This is a genomic window from Niallia laureatilytica (genome assembly GCF_046613985.1).
In the GTDB taxonomy this organism is placed as follows: Bacteria; Bacillota; Bacilli; order Bacillales; family Cytobacillaceae; genus Niallia.
This window is the reverse complement of sequence record NZ_JBKKHP010000001.1, coordinates 961862-977776: the sequence shown is the minus strand read 5'-3', so window position 1 is coordinate 977776 and position 15915 is coordinate 961862. Positions and strand designations below refer to the sequence as shown.

The window sequence follows — 15915 nt, the reverse complement described above, 5'->3', positions numbered from 1 at the left end:
GAAGTTGCCTGAATTACCAGAAGTAGAAACAGTCAGACGGACGTTAAAGGAGCTCACACAGCATAAGGTAATCAAAGAGGTTGCTGTATCGTGGGCGAAGATGATAAAAAGACCGGAAAATGTCGAGGAGTTTTCCGATGCTCTTGTTGGACAAAGGATTGAAGATATTAAACGGAGAGGCAAGTTCCTTCTCATTGAAACAACTGATTTTACAATTGTCTCTCATTTGCGGATGGAAGGACGGTACGGGTTGTTCCAAAAGGACGATCCTGTTGACAAGCATACACATGTAATTTTTTATTTTGAAGACGACTCACAGTTGCGATATAAGGATGTCCGCAAATTCGGAACGATGCATCTATTTAAAAAAGGGGAGGAGCACCATACCCTTCCCCTTTCCCAGCTTGGTCCGGAGCCTTTTGACTCTGAATTTACAATCGGGAACTTCAAGGAAAGGCTTGGACGCACGACAAGAAGCATCAAAACAGCCTTGCTTGATCAAAAGATTGTCGTTGGACTCGGAAATATTTATGTAGATGAGGCATTGTTCCGCAGCGGCATTCATCCAGAACGAATTGCGAGCACGATCAATGATCTAGAAGCAGAGACTCTGTACAGAGAAATTATAGCGACATTGTCAGAAGCGGTGGAAAAAGGCGGAAGCACGATACGCTCTTATGTTAATACACAAGGGCAAATCGGAATGTTCCAGCTTGAACTTTTTGTTTACGGCAGAAAAGGGGAAGCTTGCAAAAAATGCGGCTCCGAATTAGAAAGAATCATTGTTGGAGGCAGAGGGACTGTTTTTTGTCCGCATTGTCAAAAATAGCAGCCAGTATTAGCATTAACATTGGATGGGCTCCTTCCATATAGTATATTACTATCCGTTAGGAAGGAGCTTTTTTAAAATGTCACAAGTACTTTCTCTTATCCTATTAGCGCTTGCTGTCAGTATTGATAATTTCAGTGTCGGGTTCACTTATGGTTTACGAAAGATGAAGATTCCTTTTAAATCCATTTTCATCATTGCCTGTTGTTCTGGATTCACACTGCTGCTTTCGATGCTGTTAGGCCATGTTATTGCACAAGTGTTCTCTTCTGATTTTGCCGAACAAATCGGCGGCGGAATTCTTATTATTTTAGGAATCTGGATCTTATATCAGTTTTTTCGGCCGGATAAAGAAAGAGAAATTATTACCACAGAAAAAAACTTGGTGAATTTTGAAATTAAGTCATTGGGAATTGTGATTAACATTTTAAGAAAACCGATGTCAGCTGATTTTGACAACTCTGGAACTATAACAGGAGTTGAGGCAATAGTCCTTGGGTTTGCGCTGTCATTAGATGCATTTGGGGCAGGAATAGGAGCATCCATGCTAGGATTCTCTCCATTCTTTTTGACACTTGCTGTCATCATTATGAGTACATCCTTTGTTTCGTTAGGAATGTTTGGCGGACGAATGCTGTCTAAAAAAAGCTATATGGAGAAATTCTCCTTTATCCCAGGAATTATTTTAATTATTATTGGTATTTTTAAGCTGTAAAAAAGAAACCATTGAATAAAAGGCAGGAGAACAAATGACTTTAATTATAGGCTTGACAGGCGGCATCGCCAGCGGTAAAAGCACCATATCCAACTATTTCAGCTCTCTGGGCTTAGTCGTTATTGATGCTGATGTTGAAGCCCGTTTAGCTGTAGAAAAGGGGGAGCCGGCATACCGTGAAATCGTTGCCCATTTTGGCTCTGGAATTTTGCTCGAAGACGGCAGTCTAAATCGGGCTAGGCTCGGCGAAATCGTCTTCAGCGATGAAAAACAGCGGGCTGTGCTTAATGGAATTGTACATCCAGAGGTAAGAAACCGAATGAACGCCAAGCAAGAGGAGGCCGTTAAAGCAGGCAGCCCGGCAGTAATTCTTGATATACCTTTACTGTTTGAAAATAAGCTGGATGCCACAGTTGAGAAAACAGTCCTTGTCTATGTGGAAAAAGATACTCAAATACAGCGGCTGATGGACAGAAACGCTCTGAGCCTTGAACAGGCACAATTAAGAGTTGCAGCGCAAATGCCTTTAGAAGAGAAGCGAGTGCTGGCAGATAGAATAATCGACAATAATGGAACTGTTGAAGATTCCCAAGCTCAAGCTCTTCAGATTTTGCATGACTGGAAGGTCCTTTAAAAAATGTGTTACGATGCCCCATAGCTTTAATGGGGCAGTTTTTCATGAAGAAATATGCTGCATTTTCCATTGTTTCCATAAAAAATGGACATAAAGTTTTAAGCAGGAAATAATTAATTCATTCTATCACTTGTACAAACTGGCACTTTTTTATAAGATAATATTAATGGGAATCAATACATTGCGAACAATGAATTCGGAGCTGATATAGATGAGATGTCCTTCATGTCAACATAATAATAACCGTGTTCTTGATTCACGACCTGTTGATGACAGCCGCTCAATCCGCAGAAGAAGAGAATGCGAAGAGTGCGGTTACCGCTTTACTACTTTCGAAAAAGTAGAAGAAATACCGTTGATCGTTGTGAAAAAAGAAGGAACTCGAGAAGAGTTCAGCCGTGACAAGATTCTGCGTGGTCTCATTAGGGCATGCGAAAAAAGGCCTGTTGCTTTAAAGCAGCTAGAAGACATTACGGCAGAAATTGAAAAGGAACTTAGAAGCAACGCCGTTTCGGAGATTAATAGTGAAGACATCGGTGAAATGGTCATGGATCGTTTGGCGGAAGTCGATGAAGTGGCATATGTCCGCTTTGCATCTGTTTACCGTCAATTTAAAGATATAAATGTTTTTATAGAGGAACTGAAAGAGCTGATAAAAAAGAATTAAGGCAAACCGGTGCTGCACAGGTGACACTTCGAGCGGTCACTTGAAAATGAAAAAGGAGCTGAAGGATTCTTTGGCTCTTTTTTGACTTTGTTTTAGGCTCTAACCTGCTAAGTCTTTACAGCCTTTTTAAGCAATAATAGCAAAGGAGTGACGGTTATGTCACAGCATTGGCAGGACTTGCTTCCAATCGACAGATATCAAGTATCGACAAACGGACTATTAAGTGAGTATGACCGGAAGGTAATCACCTTTTTGTATCAGCCGCTTATCGGGACATCCTGTCTTGGCCTGTATATGACCTTATGGGGAGAGGTAGAGGAAAACCGTCTATGGTCAACTGATCATTCCCATCACAGCCTCATGAATTTTATGGATTGCGGCTTGAAAGAAATATATGCTGCAAGATCAAAGCTGGAAGGAATCGGACTTCTTAAGACATATATGAAAAAGGAAGGAGAAAATCGCTCCTTCATTTATGAGTTACAGCCGCCATTAACACCTGAACAGTTTTTTCTTGATGGCATACTAAATGTTTATCTTTTTCGAAAAATAGGGAAAGCCCAATATAACAGGCTGAAGAACTTCTTTGCAGAAGAACGCAAGCTTGATGAGAAAGAGTACAAGCCGGTCACGAAGGCGTTTCAGGATGTATTCATGTCTGATCATTCCAGTGTCGTTCGATCGACATATGAATGGGAAGGCGGCGAGATGTTAGATGAGGAAACCATCCTTATCGGCAAAAGAGAGCAGAAAAGCATTAAAATCGAGAACAACGATTTTGATTTTGATCTTCTTCTTGCAGGATTGAATGAATCCTTCCTTTCCAAAAAGGCGATAACAACTAAGGTAAAGGAAGCCATTCAAACATTATCCTTTTTGTATGGAATTAATCCGATTGAAATGAAGAATATCGTGATGAGTGCCATTAATCCAAACGATGAAATTGATATAGAAGAGCTGAGAATAGCCGCAAGAGACTGGTATCAATTTCAGCATGGCGGAAAATATCCGCTGTTAGTGGACAGAACGCAGCCAGTTCAGTGGCAGACACAGACAGAAGCCCCAAAATCAAAAGAAGAAGAATTCCTGTATTATCTCGATAATACTTCACCAAGGCAGTTCTTGAAAGATATTGGAGGCGGAGCGGAACCCTCAAAAGCAGACCTTCAAATTATTGAAGAAATTATGTTTTCCCAAAAGCTCCCTCCTGGTGTCATTAACGTTTTGATACATTATGTCATGCTGAAAACAGATATGAAGCTGACGAAGGGCTACGTAGAAAAAATCGCTGGCCAATGGGTGAGAAAGAAAATCCAAACTGTTAAGGCTGCGATGGAGCTCGCTAAACGAGAGCATCAGCAGTATTCAGATTGGGCAAATGGAAAAAATACAACCAGCAATAATAAAGCAGCGAGGAAAGTCATTCGGAAAGAGAAAATTCCGGAATGGTTTGGAGTGGACAAAACCGCTGATGCAAAAGTGGATGCCCCGGAAAAAGCAAATACGGAGAATGTAGATAACGACGTTCTAAAAGAATTAGAAGAGGAAATAAAAAACTTAAGGAAATAGGTGGTGAACGAATATGGAAAGCATTAATGATACTCTTCGTAAGCTTGGAGCAAACGGCGGCTTTCAAGAGAGGTATAAGGCTATGAAGGAGCAGGTGCTGAATCACCCTGATGTTAAATCATTCCTAGAAGAGCAGGAGGATTCTATCACCCCGCGTATGCTGGAAACAGGCATGATGAAGCTGTATGAGTATGCAAACCAAAGCAAAGAGTGCCGAAGCTGTCCTAGTTTAGGTGAGTGCATTAACATGATGCAGGGATATCATCCGAAGCTGGTAATTAACAGAGGAGCTATTGACATTCAATATGATGTCTGCCCGCGCAAGATAATGGAAGACAGCCAAAAGAAAAAGGAAAAGCTTATTCGGAGCTTGCATGTGCCTAAGGATATTCTCAAGGCATCATTCAACAATCTGGACATAGGCCAAGAGCGTGCCCAGGCGGTTAGGGCAGCAATTAATTTCGTAAAACAATACGAACCTGGAATTCGGCAGAAAGGTCTGTATTTCTTTGGTGAGTTTGGTGTAGGAAAATCCTATATGCTTGGCGCAATTGCTAATGAGCTTTCGCAAATGCAGGTTTCTTCCATGATTGTGTATGTGCCGGAACTATTCAGGGAAATGAAGAGTTCTATTGCTGATAACTCATTAAATGACAAAATTGAGAGCATTAAAAGAGAACCAGTCCTGATGCTTGATGATATTGGGGCAGAGACGATGTCAAGCTGGATACGGGATGAAGTTTTAGGACCAATTTTGCAGTTTAGAATGCTAGAAAATCTGCCGACATTATTCAGCTCGAACTTTGATTTTGCAGGTTTAGAATACCATCTCACTTATTCACAGCGCGGTGAAGAGGAGAAAATGAAGGCGATGCGGGTAATGGAAAGAATCAGATACTTGGCAGAACCAGTTCATCTGAGAGGCGAAAATAAGCGTAAATAACCTTTATGAAGGCAGGCTTAAAACATTTGAGCCTGCCTTTTTCTTGTGAAGATTATCGTCACCACTTCTATTTTTTTGTGTTTCCCCATATACATTCTAACAAGGATTTTTTTCACAAAGGGGGGTTACGATTGATTGAAGTCATTTTTCAAAAAAAAGGCGATGGAGAAAAATTGCTTAGGCTGATCAATCTTAAACATAAATATCCGAATTGGGGCATCAGTTCCATTCAAGAAGAACAGGAATTTCGCTTGAAGTTCAGCTGGAGTGCTGAGCAAAATAATTTGTTTATCCAAACACTTAAAATGGTTTTAGGGGAGTTTATTCTTCACTACAAATCAGAGGAGTGGGCAAGGCAAGTATTGACAGAGCAATACTATTATACAGATGAAGCGGAGCAGCGCCATATTCTTGAGATTCTCCACAGTCTGCTTGAAAAAGAAAGAAAGGATTTAGCAAGCCTGCTTGGCAAGCTTCATTTACACGAGTGTCTCGATCATGCCATTGGTGACCTTCTGAAAGAAAATCTTTCTTTTTCTTTCGATAGCTTTGTGACATTCCGGCTGCAGGACTATACCCAAAAGCTGCATGGCTATGTGGAAATCGCCATTGATGAATATAAGATGGAACAGGAGTATCAAGTGTTCATTCAGACGTTAAGGGACTTTCTTGCAGAACGTAAACCTAAGGTCCAGACGATTCATGTGCTTGTCGACTTAGAAATTCAATTTTATGATTCAGAATATCGGGAACTCTCTCAGCAGGATTTAATGAAAATACTCGACAGCAAGATGTTTGCCTATCAATCTGTCTATATTGATCCATTTTCAATCGGTCCGCTTCTATCCCTTGCGCCAAAAACGATTCACCTGTACACAGAAGACCGCGAGCAGCCAATCGTTCGCACTATCATGAACATCTTTGAAGAGAGAGTCAGCGTTCTGGACAAGGAGGAATTTTTTCAAGGAACACCGCACACATTCTAATAACTATTGAGAAAAAAATGAATCGCGGCTACTTGCAATTATAAAACATAAAGCATATAATAACGTACATAAAATAACTATATCGAATACATGTTATGATAAGGACAATAGTTTTCTTGTACGGTTTTAAGAGAGGGAAGCATTAGCTGGGAGCTTCCTAACACGATGAGAATTGCTTACCACCTTTAAACTTCAGCCAGGAACAGGGAAACCCCCTTATTATTGGTTTGGCGGACCGCAGCCGTTATCTGCTTAACTAAAGCTGTTTATGCCCATAGTGGGATGAGCGGGAATTAGGGTGGAACCACGAATTATATAAACATAACTCGTCCCTTTCTATAGGGACGGGTTTTTTTGCGTTCTGGTCCTTTAACATGAAAAGATAAACAAGTATAACGAAGGAGGAAATATCATGTCAGAAATGATAAAAATTACATTTCCAGATGGAGCAGTAAAGGAGTTTGCTGAAGGCACAACTACTGAAGATATCGCAGCATCCATCAGCCCTGGACTAAAGAAAAAAGCTCTTGCCGGTAAAGTTAACGGTGGATTATATGACTTAAGAAGACCAATCCTTGAGGATGCTTCTTTTGAAATCATTACACCTGAGAGAGAAGAGGCATTGGAGATTCTTCGCCACAGTACTGCCCACTTGATGGCACAAGCTATTAAAAGGCTGCATGGTAATGTAAAGCTTGGAGTAGGTCCTGTTATTGAAGGTGGTTTTTATTATGATATCGACTTGGACAAATCACTTACACCAGAAGATTTGCCTTTAATTGAAAAGGAAATGTCTAAAATCATTAATGAGAACTTGGAGATCGTTCGTAAAGAAGTAAGCCGCGATGATGCAGTTAAGCTCTTTACAGAAATGGATGATGAGTACAAGCTGGAGCTGATTGAAGCAATTCCGGCAAATGAGACAGTTACATTGTATGAGCAAGGTGAATTTATTGACCTTTGCCGCGGTGTGCATGTGCCTTCTACAGGTAAACTGAAAGAATTCAAACTATTGAACATTGCAGGAGCTTACTGGAGAGGCAATAGTGACAATAAAATGCTTCAGCGTATTTATGGAACTGCCTTCTTCAAGAAAGCAGATCTTAATGAGCATCTTCGTCTATTGGAAGAAGCGAAGGAAAGAGATCACCGTAAAATCGGAAAAGAGCTTGATCTGTTCATGACTTCTCAAAAAGTTGGACAAGGCCTGCCATTATGGCTTCCTAAAGGTGCAACAATCAGACGAATTTTGGAAAGATACATTGTCGATAAAGAAGAAAGATTAGGCTATCAGCATGTCTATACACCAATCATGGGTAGTGTTGATCTTTATAAGACTTCCGGCCACTGGGATCATTACCAAGAGGATATGTTCCCTGTAATGGATATGGATAATGAGCAGCTAGTTCTTCGTCCGATGAACTGCCCGCATCATATGGTTGTGTACAAAAATGATATTCACAGCTACAGAGAGCTTCCTATTCGTATTGCCGAGCTTGGAACAATGCACCGCTACGAAATGTCTGGAGCCCTATCTGGACTTCAGCGTGTCCGCGGGATGACTTTGAATGATGCTCATATCTTTGTCCGTCCTGATCAAATTAAGGATGAATTCAAACGCGTTGTAAACCTTGTGCTGGATGTGTACAAAGACTTCAATCTGACAGATTATTCTTTCCGTTTGTCTTATCGTGATCCGCAGGATACAGAGAAATATTTCGACGATGATGAAATGTGGAACAAAGCACAAAGCATGTTGAAAGAAGCGATGGATGATCTTGGCTTGGATTACTACGAAGCTGAAGGAGAAGCAGCATTCTATGGACCCAAGCTTGACGTTCAGGTTAAGACTGCTCTTGGCAAAGACGAGACTTTGTCTACTGTTCAGCTTGACTTCTTATTGCCAGAGCGTTTTGATTTAACATATGTCGGCGAAGACGGCAAACAACATCGTCCTGTTGTTATCCACAGAGGTGTTGTATCGACAATGGAAAGATTCATCGCATTCTTGATTGAAGAATACAAAGGTGCATTCCCAACATGGCTTGCTCCTGTACAAGTTCAAGTGATTCCAGTATCTCCTTCTGTTCATTTTGATTATGCGAAGCAAGTGCAAGAGCAGCTTCAAAATCAAGGGTTCCGTGTGGAGCTTGATGAGCGTGATGAAAAAATTGGTTACAAAATCAGGGAAGCACAAATGCAAAAAATCCCTTATATGCTTGTTGTAGGTGACAAGGAAGTGGAAGAAAATGCAGTCAATGTTCGTAAATACGGAGAGCAGAAGTCTGAAACTATTCCTTTCGATTCCTTCCTGCAAGGTCTTTTGGACGAAGTAAAAAAATAAAAAGTACTTTCCAAAAAACGGTGATGTACCGAAAAAACAGGAAATTATGCAAAAAGTATTGCAATAACGCAAGAACTTTGGTAAAATTTTTTTCGTTGTGATAATTCTTTCGTTGACTTATCCATTTCGACTGTGATATAGTTACTAAGGTAAATTGAATATAAAGTTCTGAGGAAAAGAAGAAGCACCCGCTTCTCACCTGATTGACACGGATTCCAAGTAGTTAACAGGTATTACGTAAACAATTTAGGTCTTACTATGGTTATCGTAAGTGTGGGTGATTTGAGTCGCCCACACTTTTTATTTTGGATGCAAATCCAAATTTGCGATTTCAACTGGGGAGTCAAGTGTCAATTGGTACTTAGCACAGAAAAGGACGCGAAGCTTTTCTTGATAAGGTCTTGACCCGAACGTTGTATTCGTCAATTAACCTTGGAGGTGTTTAACTATTAGCAAAGATATGATTTTAAATGAAGGTATTCGTGCTCGAGAAGTTCGTCTTATTGACCAAAACGGTGAACAGCTTGGCATTAAAACGAAATTTGAAGCTCTTGAAATTGCAACACGTGTGAATCTTGATGTAGTTCTTGTTGCTCCAAATGCCAAACCACCAGTAGCTCGTATCATGGACTACGGGAAATATAAGTTTGAACAGCAAAAGAAGGAAAAAGAAGCACGTAAAAATCAAAAAATCATTAATATCAAAGAGGTTCGCCTTAGTCCGACTATTGATGAGCATGACTTTAATACAAAGCTTCGCAATGCAATAAAGTTCCTGGAAAAGGGCGATAAAGTAAAGGCATCCATCCGTTTTAAAGGACGTGCCATTACACATAAGGAAATCGGTCAACGTGTACTAGTTCGCTTTGCGGAAGCTTGTACAGAAGTTGCCACTGTGGAATCACATCCTAAAATGGACGGCCGAAGCATGTTCATGACTTTAGCGCCTAAAAACGACAAGTAAACGAGGAGGAATACGAAATGCCAAAAATGAAAACTCACCGTGGAGCAGCAAAACGTTTCAAAAAAACCGGCTCTGGTAAATTAAAACGTTCACATGCTTACACAAGCCATTTATTCGCTAACAAATCTACAAAACAAAAACGTAAGCTTCGTAAAGGTTCTTTAGTATCTTCAGGAGATTACAAACGCATTCGTCATTTATTAGACAACATTAAGTAATTTTTTCTAAATAGGAGGGAAATAATATGCCACGTGTTAAAGGCGGTACAGTTACACGCAAACGTCGTAAAAAAGTTCTTAAATTAGCTAAAGGTTATTTCGGTTCAAAACATACATTATACAAAGTTGCTAACCAACAGGTTATGAAATCCCTAATGTATGCATACCGCGATCGTCGTCAGAAAAAACGCGACTTCCGCAAACTTTGGATTACTCGTATCAACGCAGCAGCACGCATCAACGGTCTTTCTTACAGCCGTTTAATGCACGGATTGAAAGTTGCTGGTATCGAAGTAAACCGCAAAATGCTTGCTGAGCTTGCTGTAAGCGATGAAAAAGCATTTGCTGAATTAGCAACTGTTGCTAAACAAAACATTAAATAAGCTTTTTAAGCTTAACAAAGAAGGCATGGTTCATGCCTTCTTTTTATTTATATAGATTTAAGGAAAGGGAGAGGGGCAATGACTATTAAAATCGTTTGTCTGTATTGGCTTCTTATTAATCTTTCTGGGTATCTTGTGATGAAAATAGATAAAGACAGAGCAAGAAGACATGCTTATCGTATAAGTGAACAAAACTTGTGGACAATAGCCGTTTTTTTCGGTGCATTAGGAATGACTGCGGGAATGAAGCAATTTCGCCATAAAACAAAGCATGCTGCTTTTAAAGTAGGATTGCCGCTGCTAGCTGTTGTCGAAACAATAGCTTTTATTTTTATATTAAAGGAATTAGCATAAATTTGAAGGTTTGGCTATACACTTTACTAACAGCATGATTCTCTTACAATTGAAGGTGATAGAATGGAAGACCAATTATCAATGCTATTTGTCATGGTAGAATTAGGCGGGGTGCTTGCACCTATTGCGTTTATTCTCTTCCATACGTTAAGGCAAGTGTTATTTATTCCGCCAATGCTTGTATGTATTGCTGGAGGAGTGCTTTTTGGCGTAACATTCGGTACGATTTATTCGGTCATAGGACTGACAGTGAATTGCCTGTTTTTCTTTCATGTTATCAACAGAATGCCTAAAACACGTCAACGACTTAGCGGTTTGAAGAAAAAGTGGTTTGGAGAATATCGCAATCTAACGACTGGGCAGGTGGCCGTATTAAGGCTGATTCCTTTTATCCATTATCATTTATTGAATTTTTGTTTGCTTGAACGTACGAAGAATTTCAAGGATTATATGAAATTTTCGTTAATGACTAATATACCGCTGGCATTTTTCTATACGATTTTCGGCCAGTTCATCAGTCAGTTTTCACCGACGATGATTATTGTCATTCTGTTTGCTTTAGCTGTATTAGTGTATGTATTGAGAGAGAAAATGACTATTATAAAATGGCATGAATTTTTTAAAGATAAGAAACAAGAAAAAAAAGCTAAACACTCGTTTTAGCTTTTTGTTTTTTATTTTAGGACTTTTTCCAACTTATCTTTGCATTTGGGTAAACAGCTTTCAGTGTTTCTTCGAGAAAGTGTACATCTCCGTCAAGCAGTTTAGTGTCATATGGTTCAGCAGGCCATAATAGAATACTGCTCACCGTTTTCTGATCATTTGGATTTACATATTTTTCCCCTTCGAATAAAAAGCCGTTGTAGGCGAAAACCAAGTTCATTCTAATATTTTTTTTGTCATCAATCATATAAAACTTGTTTCTTCTCTTGGCAAATTCAAGCCTGCGTACAGGACTTGCAGCATATGAAAGGATGCGATAAACGATAAAGATGATAAGTGCCAATAACAGCAAGCGCAATAGCCACATCATATAAAAAGCCTCCAAATCTTTTGATAAAACTTTAGCTAATTCTATACGTGTGAAAACATATAAGGTTTCAATTTTATGAAAAAAAATATAAAAAAGTGCAGATTATGCTTTTAAAATAGTGGATTTCCAACATACTATTAGAGAACCCTATAGGAAGGCCAACAAATTGCTAGGAAGAATTTTAATTTATTAGTATAATAAGAATGATTTGAATGATTAATATAAGGGAGTCGAAGTAACGTGAAGCTAGATGAAACATTGACGATGCTTAAAGAGCTGACAGACGCTAAAGGTATACCGGGAAATGAAAGAGAACCACGGGAAGTAATGAAAAAATACATAACAGAATATGCAGATGAAGTGACTACTGATAATTTAGGAAGTCTTATTGCTAAAAAAACAGGCAAAGAAGGCGGACCGAAAATCATGGTAGCTGGCCACTTGGATGAAGTTGGCTTCATGATTACAAGAATTGATGATAAAGGCTTTTTATACTTTCAGACAGTAGGAGGCTGGTGGTCACAAGTAATGCTTGCACAGCGAGTAACAATCGTGACAAGCAAAGGTGATATCACTGGCGTAATCGGTTCAAAGCCGCCACATATCCTCTCTCCAGAAGCACGGAAAAAGCCTGTTGAAATCAAAGATATGTTTATTGATATCGGTGCTGCTTCTAAAGAAGAAGTGCTTGAATGGGGAGTAAAACCTGGCGATATGGTCGTACCGTATTTTGAATTCACGGTAATGAACAATGAAAAGATGCTGCTTGCTAAAGCTTGGGATAACCGCATTGGCTGTGCGATTGCCATCGATGTCTTAAAAGGCTTAAAAAATACGGAACATCCTAATACTGTATATGGTGTTGGAACAGTGCAGGAGGAAGTTGGTCTGCGCGGTGCGAGAACAGCAGCGCAAAAAATCCAGCCTGATATTGCCTTTGGTGTAGATGTGGGTATTGCGGGAGATACACCGGGAGTAACAGAAAAAGAAGCGCTGAGCAAAATGGGCAAAGGTCCGCAAATTATTCTTTATGATGCAAGCATGGTTTCTCATAAAGGCTTAAGAGATTTAGTAACAGATACAGCAGATGCTAATAATATTCCATATCAATTCGACAGTGTGCCTGGCGGCGGAACAGATTCTGGTGCTATCCATCTTACACATAATGGAGTACCGGCATTGTCTATTACAATTGCGACACGCTATATTCATTCACATGCAGCAATGCTTCATCGTGATGATTATGAAAATGCCGTTAAGCTGATAATCGAGGTAATTAAAAAGCTGGACAGTGATACTGTGAAGGAATTGACATTTAAATAACCGTTTTTAAGAGACCAGAAATGGTCTCTTTTTATTTCGACACATCCGTACGCTGCTTCTTTGGCCAAAGGCAATAGCTGAAACTAATGAGGAAATCAATCCCAAGGACGACAGACCAGATTTGGATAAGACGAAGCAAGGTATTTGCATCTTCTTTTGGAATAAATATTGTCATCATATAAAGCAATGCAGCACCAATTGCAAAAGCCACAAGGTGGCGGAGCCAGCCAGTAATTTCTTGTTTAGCATGCGCCCGTCCATATTTTTTTACAGGCTTTTCTCCTGCAGCAAACCGGTAGCTGAAATGGGCATCCATCCACTTGATCATACTGTGTCCGAAGGCGATGGTGACGCCAAGATAAACGGCTGCCAGCCCATGGAAAACCGTTATTTCGCTGCCTTTGTTTATATCTGCAATAGTAAAGATAACTAACAGTAAATCAATAATTGGTGTTGCAAGCAGCAATGCTGCACCTACCTTGTTTTTTCCAAGAACATAACGGCTAAACAATCCTAGCAATACAAATAACCAAAAAGAAATTTCGCAAATGATAATCAGGATGCCAATCATGGAAACACTCCTTTTTTAATACAACTGTATTAAATACAAATTAGCACAGTTGTATTAAAAAAGCAATAGAGTTATACTATTGGTATGCCTAAAATTGTTAATCATACTTTACAAAAAGAAAAAATCGCAAAAGCAACATGGAGTGTTATCAGAAAGGTTGGCATGGACAAAGCTTCTGTCAGAAATATTGCAGAAGAAGCAGGCCTATCAGTCGGCGCACTCCGCTATTACTTTAAAACGCAAACAGAATTGCTTCAATTCTCGATGAATTTAGCATCTGAAAGGGTGAAGGAGAGAATCTCAGCCGTTTCGCTGACAGGGGAACCAGTCGAGGATGTTTGCACCATTTTGTACGAGCTGCTTCCGTTAAATCAAGAGAAACAAGAAGAAATGGAGGTTTATTTTGAGTTTACGAAAAAGTCGATTTCTGATCCATTGCTTGTGGAGCAGCGTAATGAAGTGTTAAAAGAAATGCAGCATGGAATAAGAAGATGTGTAGAAGGTCTTATCGTAAGCGGCAGCACGAAGCAGGAGCTTTCTGCAGAAGCGGAAGGAAGGCGTCTATTTGCCTTAATTGATGGTCTTGCTTTCCATTGCTTACTCGGTGTGATTACGAGTGAAGAAGTGAAACAAACTGTTCGTCTCCATATCGAGACATTATGCAAATGATAAACATAAAAAAAGTTTGCCCTATTTTGGGCAAACTTTTTTTGCTATTGTAAATCAATAGGCGGAGGCGGCGGGGTATTGTTTAAGATTGCCGCTTTTCGCGCTTTCAAGAATCGGTTGATATTTAAAACAATTGTTTTTGCAACAGCATATGTTGGGACCGCTAGAATCATTCCAAGTATACCTGCTAAGTTTCCTGCGACGAGAAGCAGGACAATAATAGTGGCAGGATGCGTATCGAGCCTTTTGCCTAAAATAAGCGGTGACAAGATATTTCCTTCAATTTGCTGAGCAATGGTGATGACAATAATAACGAGCAGAGCCTGAGTCGGTGAAGTGAACAATGCGATAATAACAGCAGGCGCTCCGCCGATAAGTGGTCCGACATATGGAATAATGTTAGTTACAGCAACAATCAAGGCCATGACTAAAGCATAATCCAGACCGATAATCCAGTAACCGATTAAGGCAAGTGTACCAACGAAAAGGGCAACCATAACTTGTCCTTGAATATAAGCAGCTAAAGTTTCACCAGTATCCTTTAGTATTTTTGTAGCTTCCTTGCGGTAAGAAGCAGGGAAAAACCTTGATAATGCTGCTGGGAATTTGTTCCCGTCCTTGAAGCTGTAAAACAGCAAAAATGGGACGGTGACAATCGTTACTGTAATATTTGTCATTGTGCTGATGATGGTGCTTATGCTGTTTGTAATGCTGCTTGGAATTGTCTGAGCAAAATCATTGAGCTTGGCTGTGATGTCGCTCATTGTCACATATTCCTGGTTAAGCAGCCATTTATACTGTTTCGTATCATTCAAGTCATTGAAGAACCTAATGGCTTGATCTGCATAGTTCGGTATATTGCTAAATAGTTCTGTAATCTGCTTGCTGATCATCGGAATAACGCTGCCGATTGCTAAAATAATTAAACCTATTACTACTACATAAATAATAATAATAGCTAATGTTTTCGGTACCTTATATTTTTGCAAGAAGTTGACAATCGGATTCAACAGGAAGTACAAAAATCCTGTGATAATAATAGGAAAAAACAAAGTAGAAAACAGTACAGCTACAGGCTGAAATAAAAAAGATATTTTTGTGCAAACATAAATGATTGCGACAATTAATAATACTTGCAAAAGCCAATAATGAAACTTCTTCTTCGTCAAGATAACTTCACCTTTTTTCTTTATTAGTTACATTACTTTATGTATATGTGCACAAAAAACCAATAGAAACGTATAGTACACGTAGTATAGCATATAAATCTATCTGAATTATACCCTGCTATACAAAGTTTATAACATTGCAGTTATGCTTTATGGATATACGATTGACGATAAAAGAAGTTTCACTATTAATAAAAATTTTTGGGCAAAAAAAAGGAGGAATTAGCATCCCCCCATTTTTCTTTATTTCAATCCTGATTCTAAAGATTGCAGCATCTCTGTCTTTTCATCCTCAGAAGAATTTTTCCAGATTACTTCGAATAAGACCCCGAGACCAGGAAGCATTTTCTCTTCGCCATTTTGGATAGCATCTACAATCGTCGCCTTCAGCTCGTCTTGTGTATTGCCAGAGACATTATGGATAATCGCATTACGTAAATTTAAATTCATGGATAACACTCCTTTTTCCTAATATGACAAACCCATACTATATCATTACTCATTTAACGTTTATTATGTATATTCTTTACGCTATAATAATAAA

The 15915-nt window shown here is 39.4% G+C and carries 19 protein-coding genes and 1 other annotated feature; of the genes, 15 read left to right on the top strand and 4 right to left on the bottom strand.

Going from position 1 to position 15915, the window contains the following annotated elements; all coding sequences use genetic code 11:
* Nucleotides 1–4 precede the first annotated feature (4 nt).
* The 13 genes from mutM to ACLIJJ_RS04915 all read left to right on the top strand — a co-directional run bounded on the left by mutM (nt 5) and on the right by ACLIJJ_RS04915 (nt 11269).
* Complete coding sequence (gene mutM / locus ACLIJJ_RS04975) at nt 5–829, top strand: DNA-formamidopyrimidine glycosylase (protein ID WP_233317461.1); 825 nt, start codon at nt 5–7, stop codon at nt 827–829.
* 79 nt (nt 830–908) lie between these two features.
* The gene (ytaF, locus tag ACLIJJ_RS04970) at nt 909–1544 is read left to right on the top strand and encodes a sporulation membrane protein YtaF (RefSeq protein ID WP_233317463.1); all 636 of its coding nucleotides are present in this window, start codon (nt 909–911) and stop codon (nt 1542–1544) included.
* Nucleotides 1545–1578: 34 nt separating this feature from the next.
* Entirely contained in the window at nt 1579–2178 is a 600-nt protein-coding gene (gene coaE / locus ACLIJJ_RS04965) for a dephospho-CoA kinase (protein WP_233317465.1), read from the top strand.
* 211 nt (nt 2179–2389) lie between these two features.
* Nucleotides 2390–2845, top strand: a complete 456-nt coding sequence (gene nrdR / locus ACLIJJ_RS04960; RefSeq protein WP_233317475.1) for a transcriptional regulator NrdR — start codon at nt 2390–2392, stop codon at nt 2843–2845.
* A 156-nt stretch (nt 2846–3001) separates the two neighbouring features.
* Nucleotides 3002–4414 carry a replication initiation and membrane attachment family protein gene (locus tag ACLIJJ_RS04955; RefSeq protein ID WP_233317477.1) on the top strand — a complete coding sequence of 471 codons (1413 nt, stop codon included), beginning with the start codon at nt 3002–3004 and terminating at the stop codon, nt 4412–4414.
* A gap of 13 nt (nt 4415–4427) precedes the next feature.
* Entirely contained in the window at nt 4428–5357 is a 930-nt protein-coding gene (gene dnaI / locus ACLIJJ_RS04950; RefSeq protein WP_233317480.1) for a primosomal protein DnaI, read from the top strand.
* Between the two features lie 131 nt (nt 5358–5488).
* A complete protein-coding gene (gene ytxC, locus ACLIJJ_RS04945; RefSeq protein WP_233317481.1) occupies nt 5489–6343 on the top strand; it encodes a putative sporulation protein YtxC in 855 nt (284 codons plus the stop codon).
* A 412-nt stretch (nt 6344–6755) separates the two neighbouring features.
* A complete protein-coding gene (gene thrS, locus ACLIJJ_RS04940) occupies nt 6756–8687 on the top strand; it encodes a threonine--tRNA ligase (RefSeq protein ID WP_411410606.1) in 1932 nt (643 codons plus the stop codon).
* A 170-nt stretch (nt 8688–8857) separates the two neighbouring features.
* Nucleotides 8858–8996, top strand: a sequence feature (ribosomal protein L20 leader region).
* A 151-nt stretch (nt 8997–9147) separates the two neighbouring features.
* Entirely contained in the window at nt 9148–9651 is a 504-nt protein-coding gene (infC, locus tag ACLIJJ_RS04935) for a translation initiation factor IF-3 (RefSeq protein WP_233317485.1), read from the top strand.
* Between the two features lie 17 nt (nt 9652–9668).
* Nucleotides 9669–9869 (top strand): 50S ribosomal protein L35, encoded by a 201-nt coding sequence (gene rpmI, locus ACLIJJ_RS04930; RefSeq protein ID WP_101175729.1) that lies wholly within the window; start codon nt 9669–9671, stop codon nt 9867–9869.
* A gap of 26 nt (nt 9870–9895) precedes the next feature.
* On the top strand, nt 9896–10252 hold the full coding sequence (rplT, locus tag ACLIJJ_RS04925; protein ID WP_127737091.1) for a 50S ribosomal protein L20: 357 nt from the start codon (nt 9896–9898) through the stop codon (nt 10250–10252).
* A gap of 78 nt (nt 10253–10330) precedes the next feature.
* Nucleotides 10331–10606 (top strand): DUF1294 domain-containing protein, encoded by a 276-nt coding sequence (locus ACLIJJ_RS04920; RefSeq protein WP_233317488.1) that lies wholly within the window; start codon nt 10331–10333, stop codon nt 10604–10606.
* Nucleotides 10607–10669: 63 nt separating this feature from the next.
* On the top strand, nt 10670–11269 hold the full coding sequence (locus ACLIJJ_RS04915) for a TVP38/TMEM64 family protein (RefSeq protein WP_411410605.1): 600 nt from the start codon (nt 10670–10672) through the stop codon (nt 11267–11269).
* Between the two features lie 16 nt (nt 11270–11285).
* Here the strand turns inward: ACLIJJ_RS04915 and ACLIJJ_RS04910 are convergent, their stop codons facing one another.
* Nucleotides 11286–11639 carry a sigma-w pathway protein ysdB gene (locus tag ACLIJJ_RS04910; RefSeq protein WP_411410604.1) on the bottom strand — a complete coding sequence of 118 codons (354 nt, stop codon included), beginning with the start codon at nt 11637–11639 and terminating at the stop codon, nt 11286–11288.
* Between the two features lie 240 nt (nt 11640–11879).
* Here ACLIJJ_RS04910 and ACLIJJ_RS04905 point away from each other — a divergent pair, with 240 nt between their 5' ends.
* Complete coding sequence (locus ACLIJJ_RS04905; protein ID WP_489685856.1) at nt 11880–12962, top strand: M42 family metallopeptidase; 1083 nt, start codon at nt 11880–11882, stop codon at nt 12960–12962.
* 31 nt (nt 12963–12993) lie between these two features.
* Here ACLIJJ_RS04905 and ACLIJJ_RS04900 read toward each other — a convergent pair whose 3' ends face one another.
* Nucleotides 12994–13533, bottom strand: coding sequence for a hypothetical protein (locus ACLIJJ_RS04900; protein ID WP_237941790.1), 540 nt, complete (start codon nt 13531–13533; stop codon nt 12994–12996).
* An 84-nt stretch (nt 13534–13617) separates the two neighbouring features.
* Here ACLIJJ_RS04900 and ACLIJJ_RS04895 point away from each other — a divergent pair, with 84 nt between their 5' ends.
* The gene (locus tag ACLIJJ_RS04895) at nt 13618–14202 is read left to right on the top strand and encodes a TetR/AcrR family transcriptional regulator (RefSeq protein WP_237941789.1); all 585 of its coding nucleotides are present in this window, start codon (nt 13618–13620) and stop codon (nt 14200–14202) included.
* Nucleotides 14203–14246: 44 nt separating this feature from the next.
* Here the strand turns inward: ACLIJJ_RS04895 and ACLIJJ_RS04890 are convergent, their stop codons facing one another.
* Together ACLIJJ_RS04890 and sspI are read right to left on the bottom strand one after the other, a co-directional pair.
* Complete coding sequence (locus ACLIJJ_RS04890; RefSeq protein ID WP_237941788.1) at nt 14247–15371, bottom strand: AI-2E family transporter; 1125 nt, start codon at nt 15369–15371, stop codon at nt 14247–14249.
* 243 nt (nt 15372–15614) lie between these two features.
* The gene (sspI, locus tag ACLIJJ_RS04885) at nt 15615–15821 is read right to left on the bottom strand and encodes a small acid-soluble spore protein SspI (RefSeq protein ID WP_233317507.1); all 207 of its coding nucleotides are present in this window, start codon (nt 15819–15821) and stop codon (nt 15615–15617) included.
* Between the last annotated feature and the right edge of the window lie 94 nt (nt 15822–15915).

What these genes read in the sequence shown, in the direction of transcription:
- coaE (WP_233317465.1), top strand. Translation starts at nt 1,579, where the DNA reads ATGACTTTAATTATAGGCTTGACAGGCGGCATCGCCAGCGGTAAAAGC.
- ytaF (WP_233317463.1), top strand. Translation starts at nt 909, where the DNA reads ATGTCACAAGTACTTTCTCTTATCCTATTAGCGCTTGCTGTCAGTATT.
- ACLIJJ_RS04955 (WP_233317477.1), top strand. Translation starts at nt 3,002, where the DNA reads ATGTCACAGCATTGGCAGGACTTGCTTCCAATCGACAGATATCAAGTA.
- infC (WP_233317485.1), top strand. Translation starts at nt 9,148, where the DNA reads ATGATTTTAAATGAAGGTATTCGTGCTCGAGAAGTTCGTCTTATTGAC.
- ACLIJJ_RS04900 (WP_237941790.1), bottom strand. Translation starts at nt 13,533, where the DNA reads ATGATTGGCATCCTGATTATCATTTGCGAAATTTCTTTTTGGTTATTT.
- rpmI (WP_101175729.1), top strand. Translation starts at nt 9,669, where the DNA reads ATGCCAAAAATGAAAACTCACCGTGGAGCAGCAAAACGTTTCAAAAAA.
- nrdR (WP_233317475.1), top strand. Translation starts at nt 2,390, where the DNA reads ATGAGATGTCCTTCATGTCAACATAATAATAACCGTGTTCTTGATTCA.
- ACLIJJ_RS04915 (WP_411410605.1), top strand. Translation starts at nt 10,670, where the DNA reads ATGGAAGACCAATTATCAATGCTATTTGTCATGGTAGAATTAGGCGGG.
- ACLIJJ_RS04895 (WP_237941789.1), top strand. Translation starts at nt 13,618, where the DNA reads ATGCCTAAAATTGTTAATCATACTTTACAAAAAGAAAAAATCGCAAAA.
- ACLIJJ_RS04920 (WP_233317488.1), top strand. Translation starts at nt 10,331, where the DNA reads ATGACTATTAAAATCGTTTGTCTGTATTGGCTTCTTATTAATCTTTCT.
- rplT (WP_127737091.1), top strand. Translation starts at nt 9,896, where the DNA reads ATGCCACGTGTTAAAGGCGGTACAGTTACACGCAAACGTCGTAAAAAA.
- ACLIJJ_RS04910 (WP_411410604.1), bottom strand. Translation starts at nt 11,639, where the DNA reads ATGATGTGGCTATTGCGCTTGCTGTTATTGGCACTTATCATCTTTATC.
- dnaI (WP_233317480.1), top strand. Translation starts at nt 4,428, where the DNA reads ATGGAAAGCATTAATGATACTCTTCGTAAGCTTGGAGCAAACGGCGGC.
- thrS (WP_411410606.1), top strand. Translation starts at nt 6,756, where the DNA reads ATGTCAGAAATGATAAAAATTACATTTCCAGATGGAGCAGTAAAGGAG.
- sspI (WP_233317507.1), bottom strand. Translation starts at nt 15,821, where the DNA reads ATGAATTTAAATTTACGTAATGCGATTATCCATAATGTCTCTGGCAAT.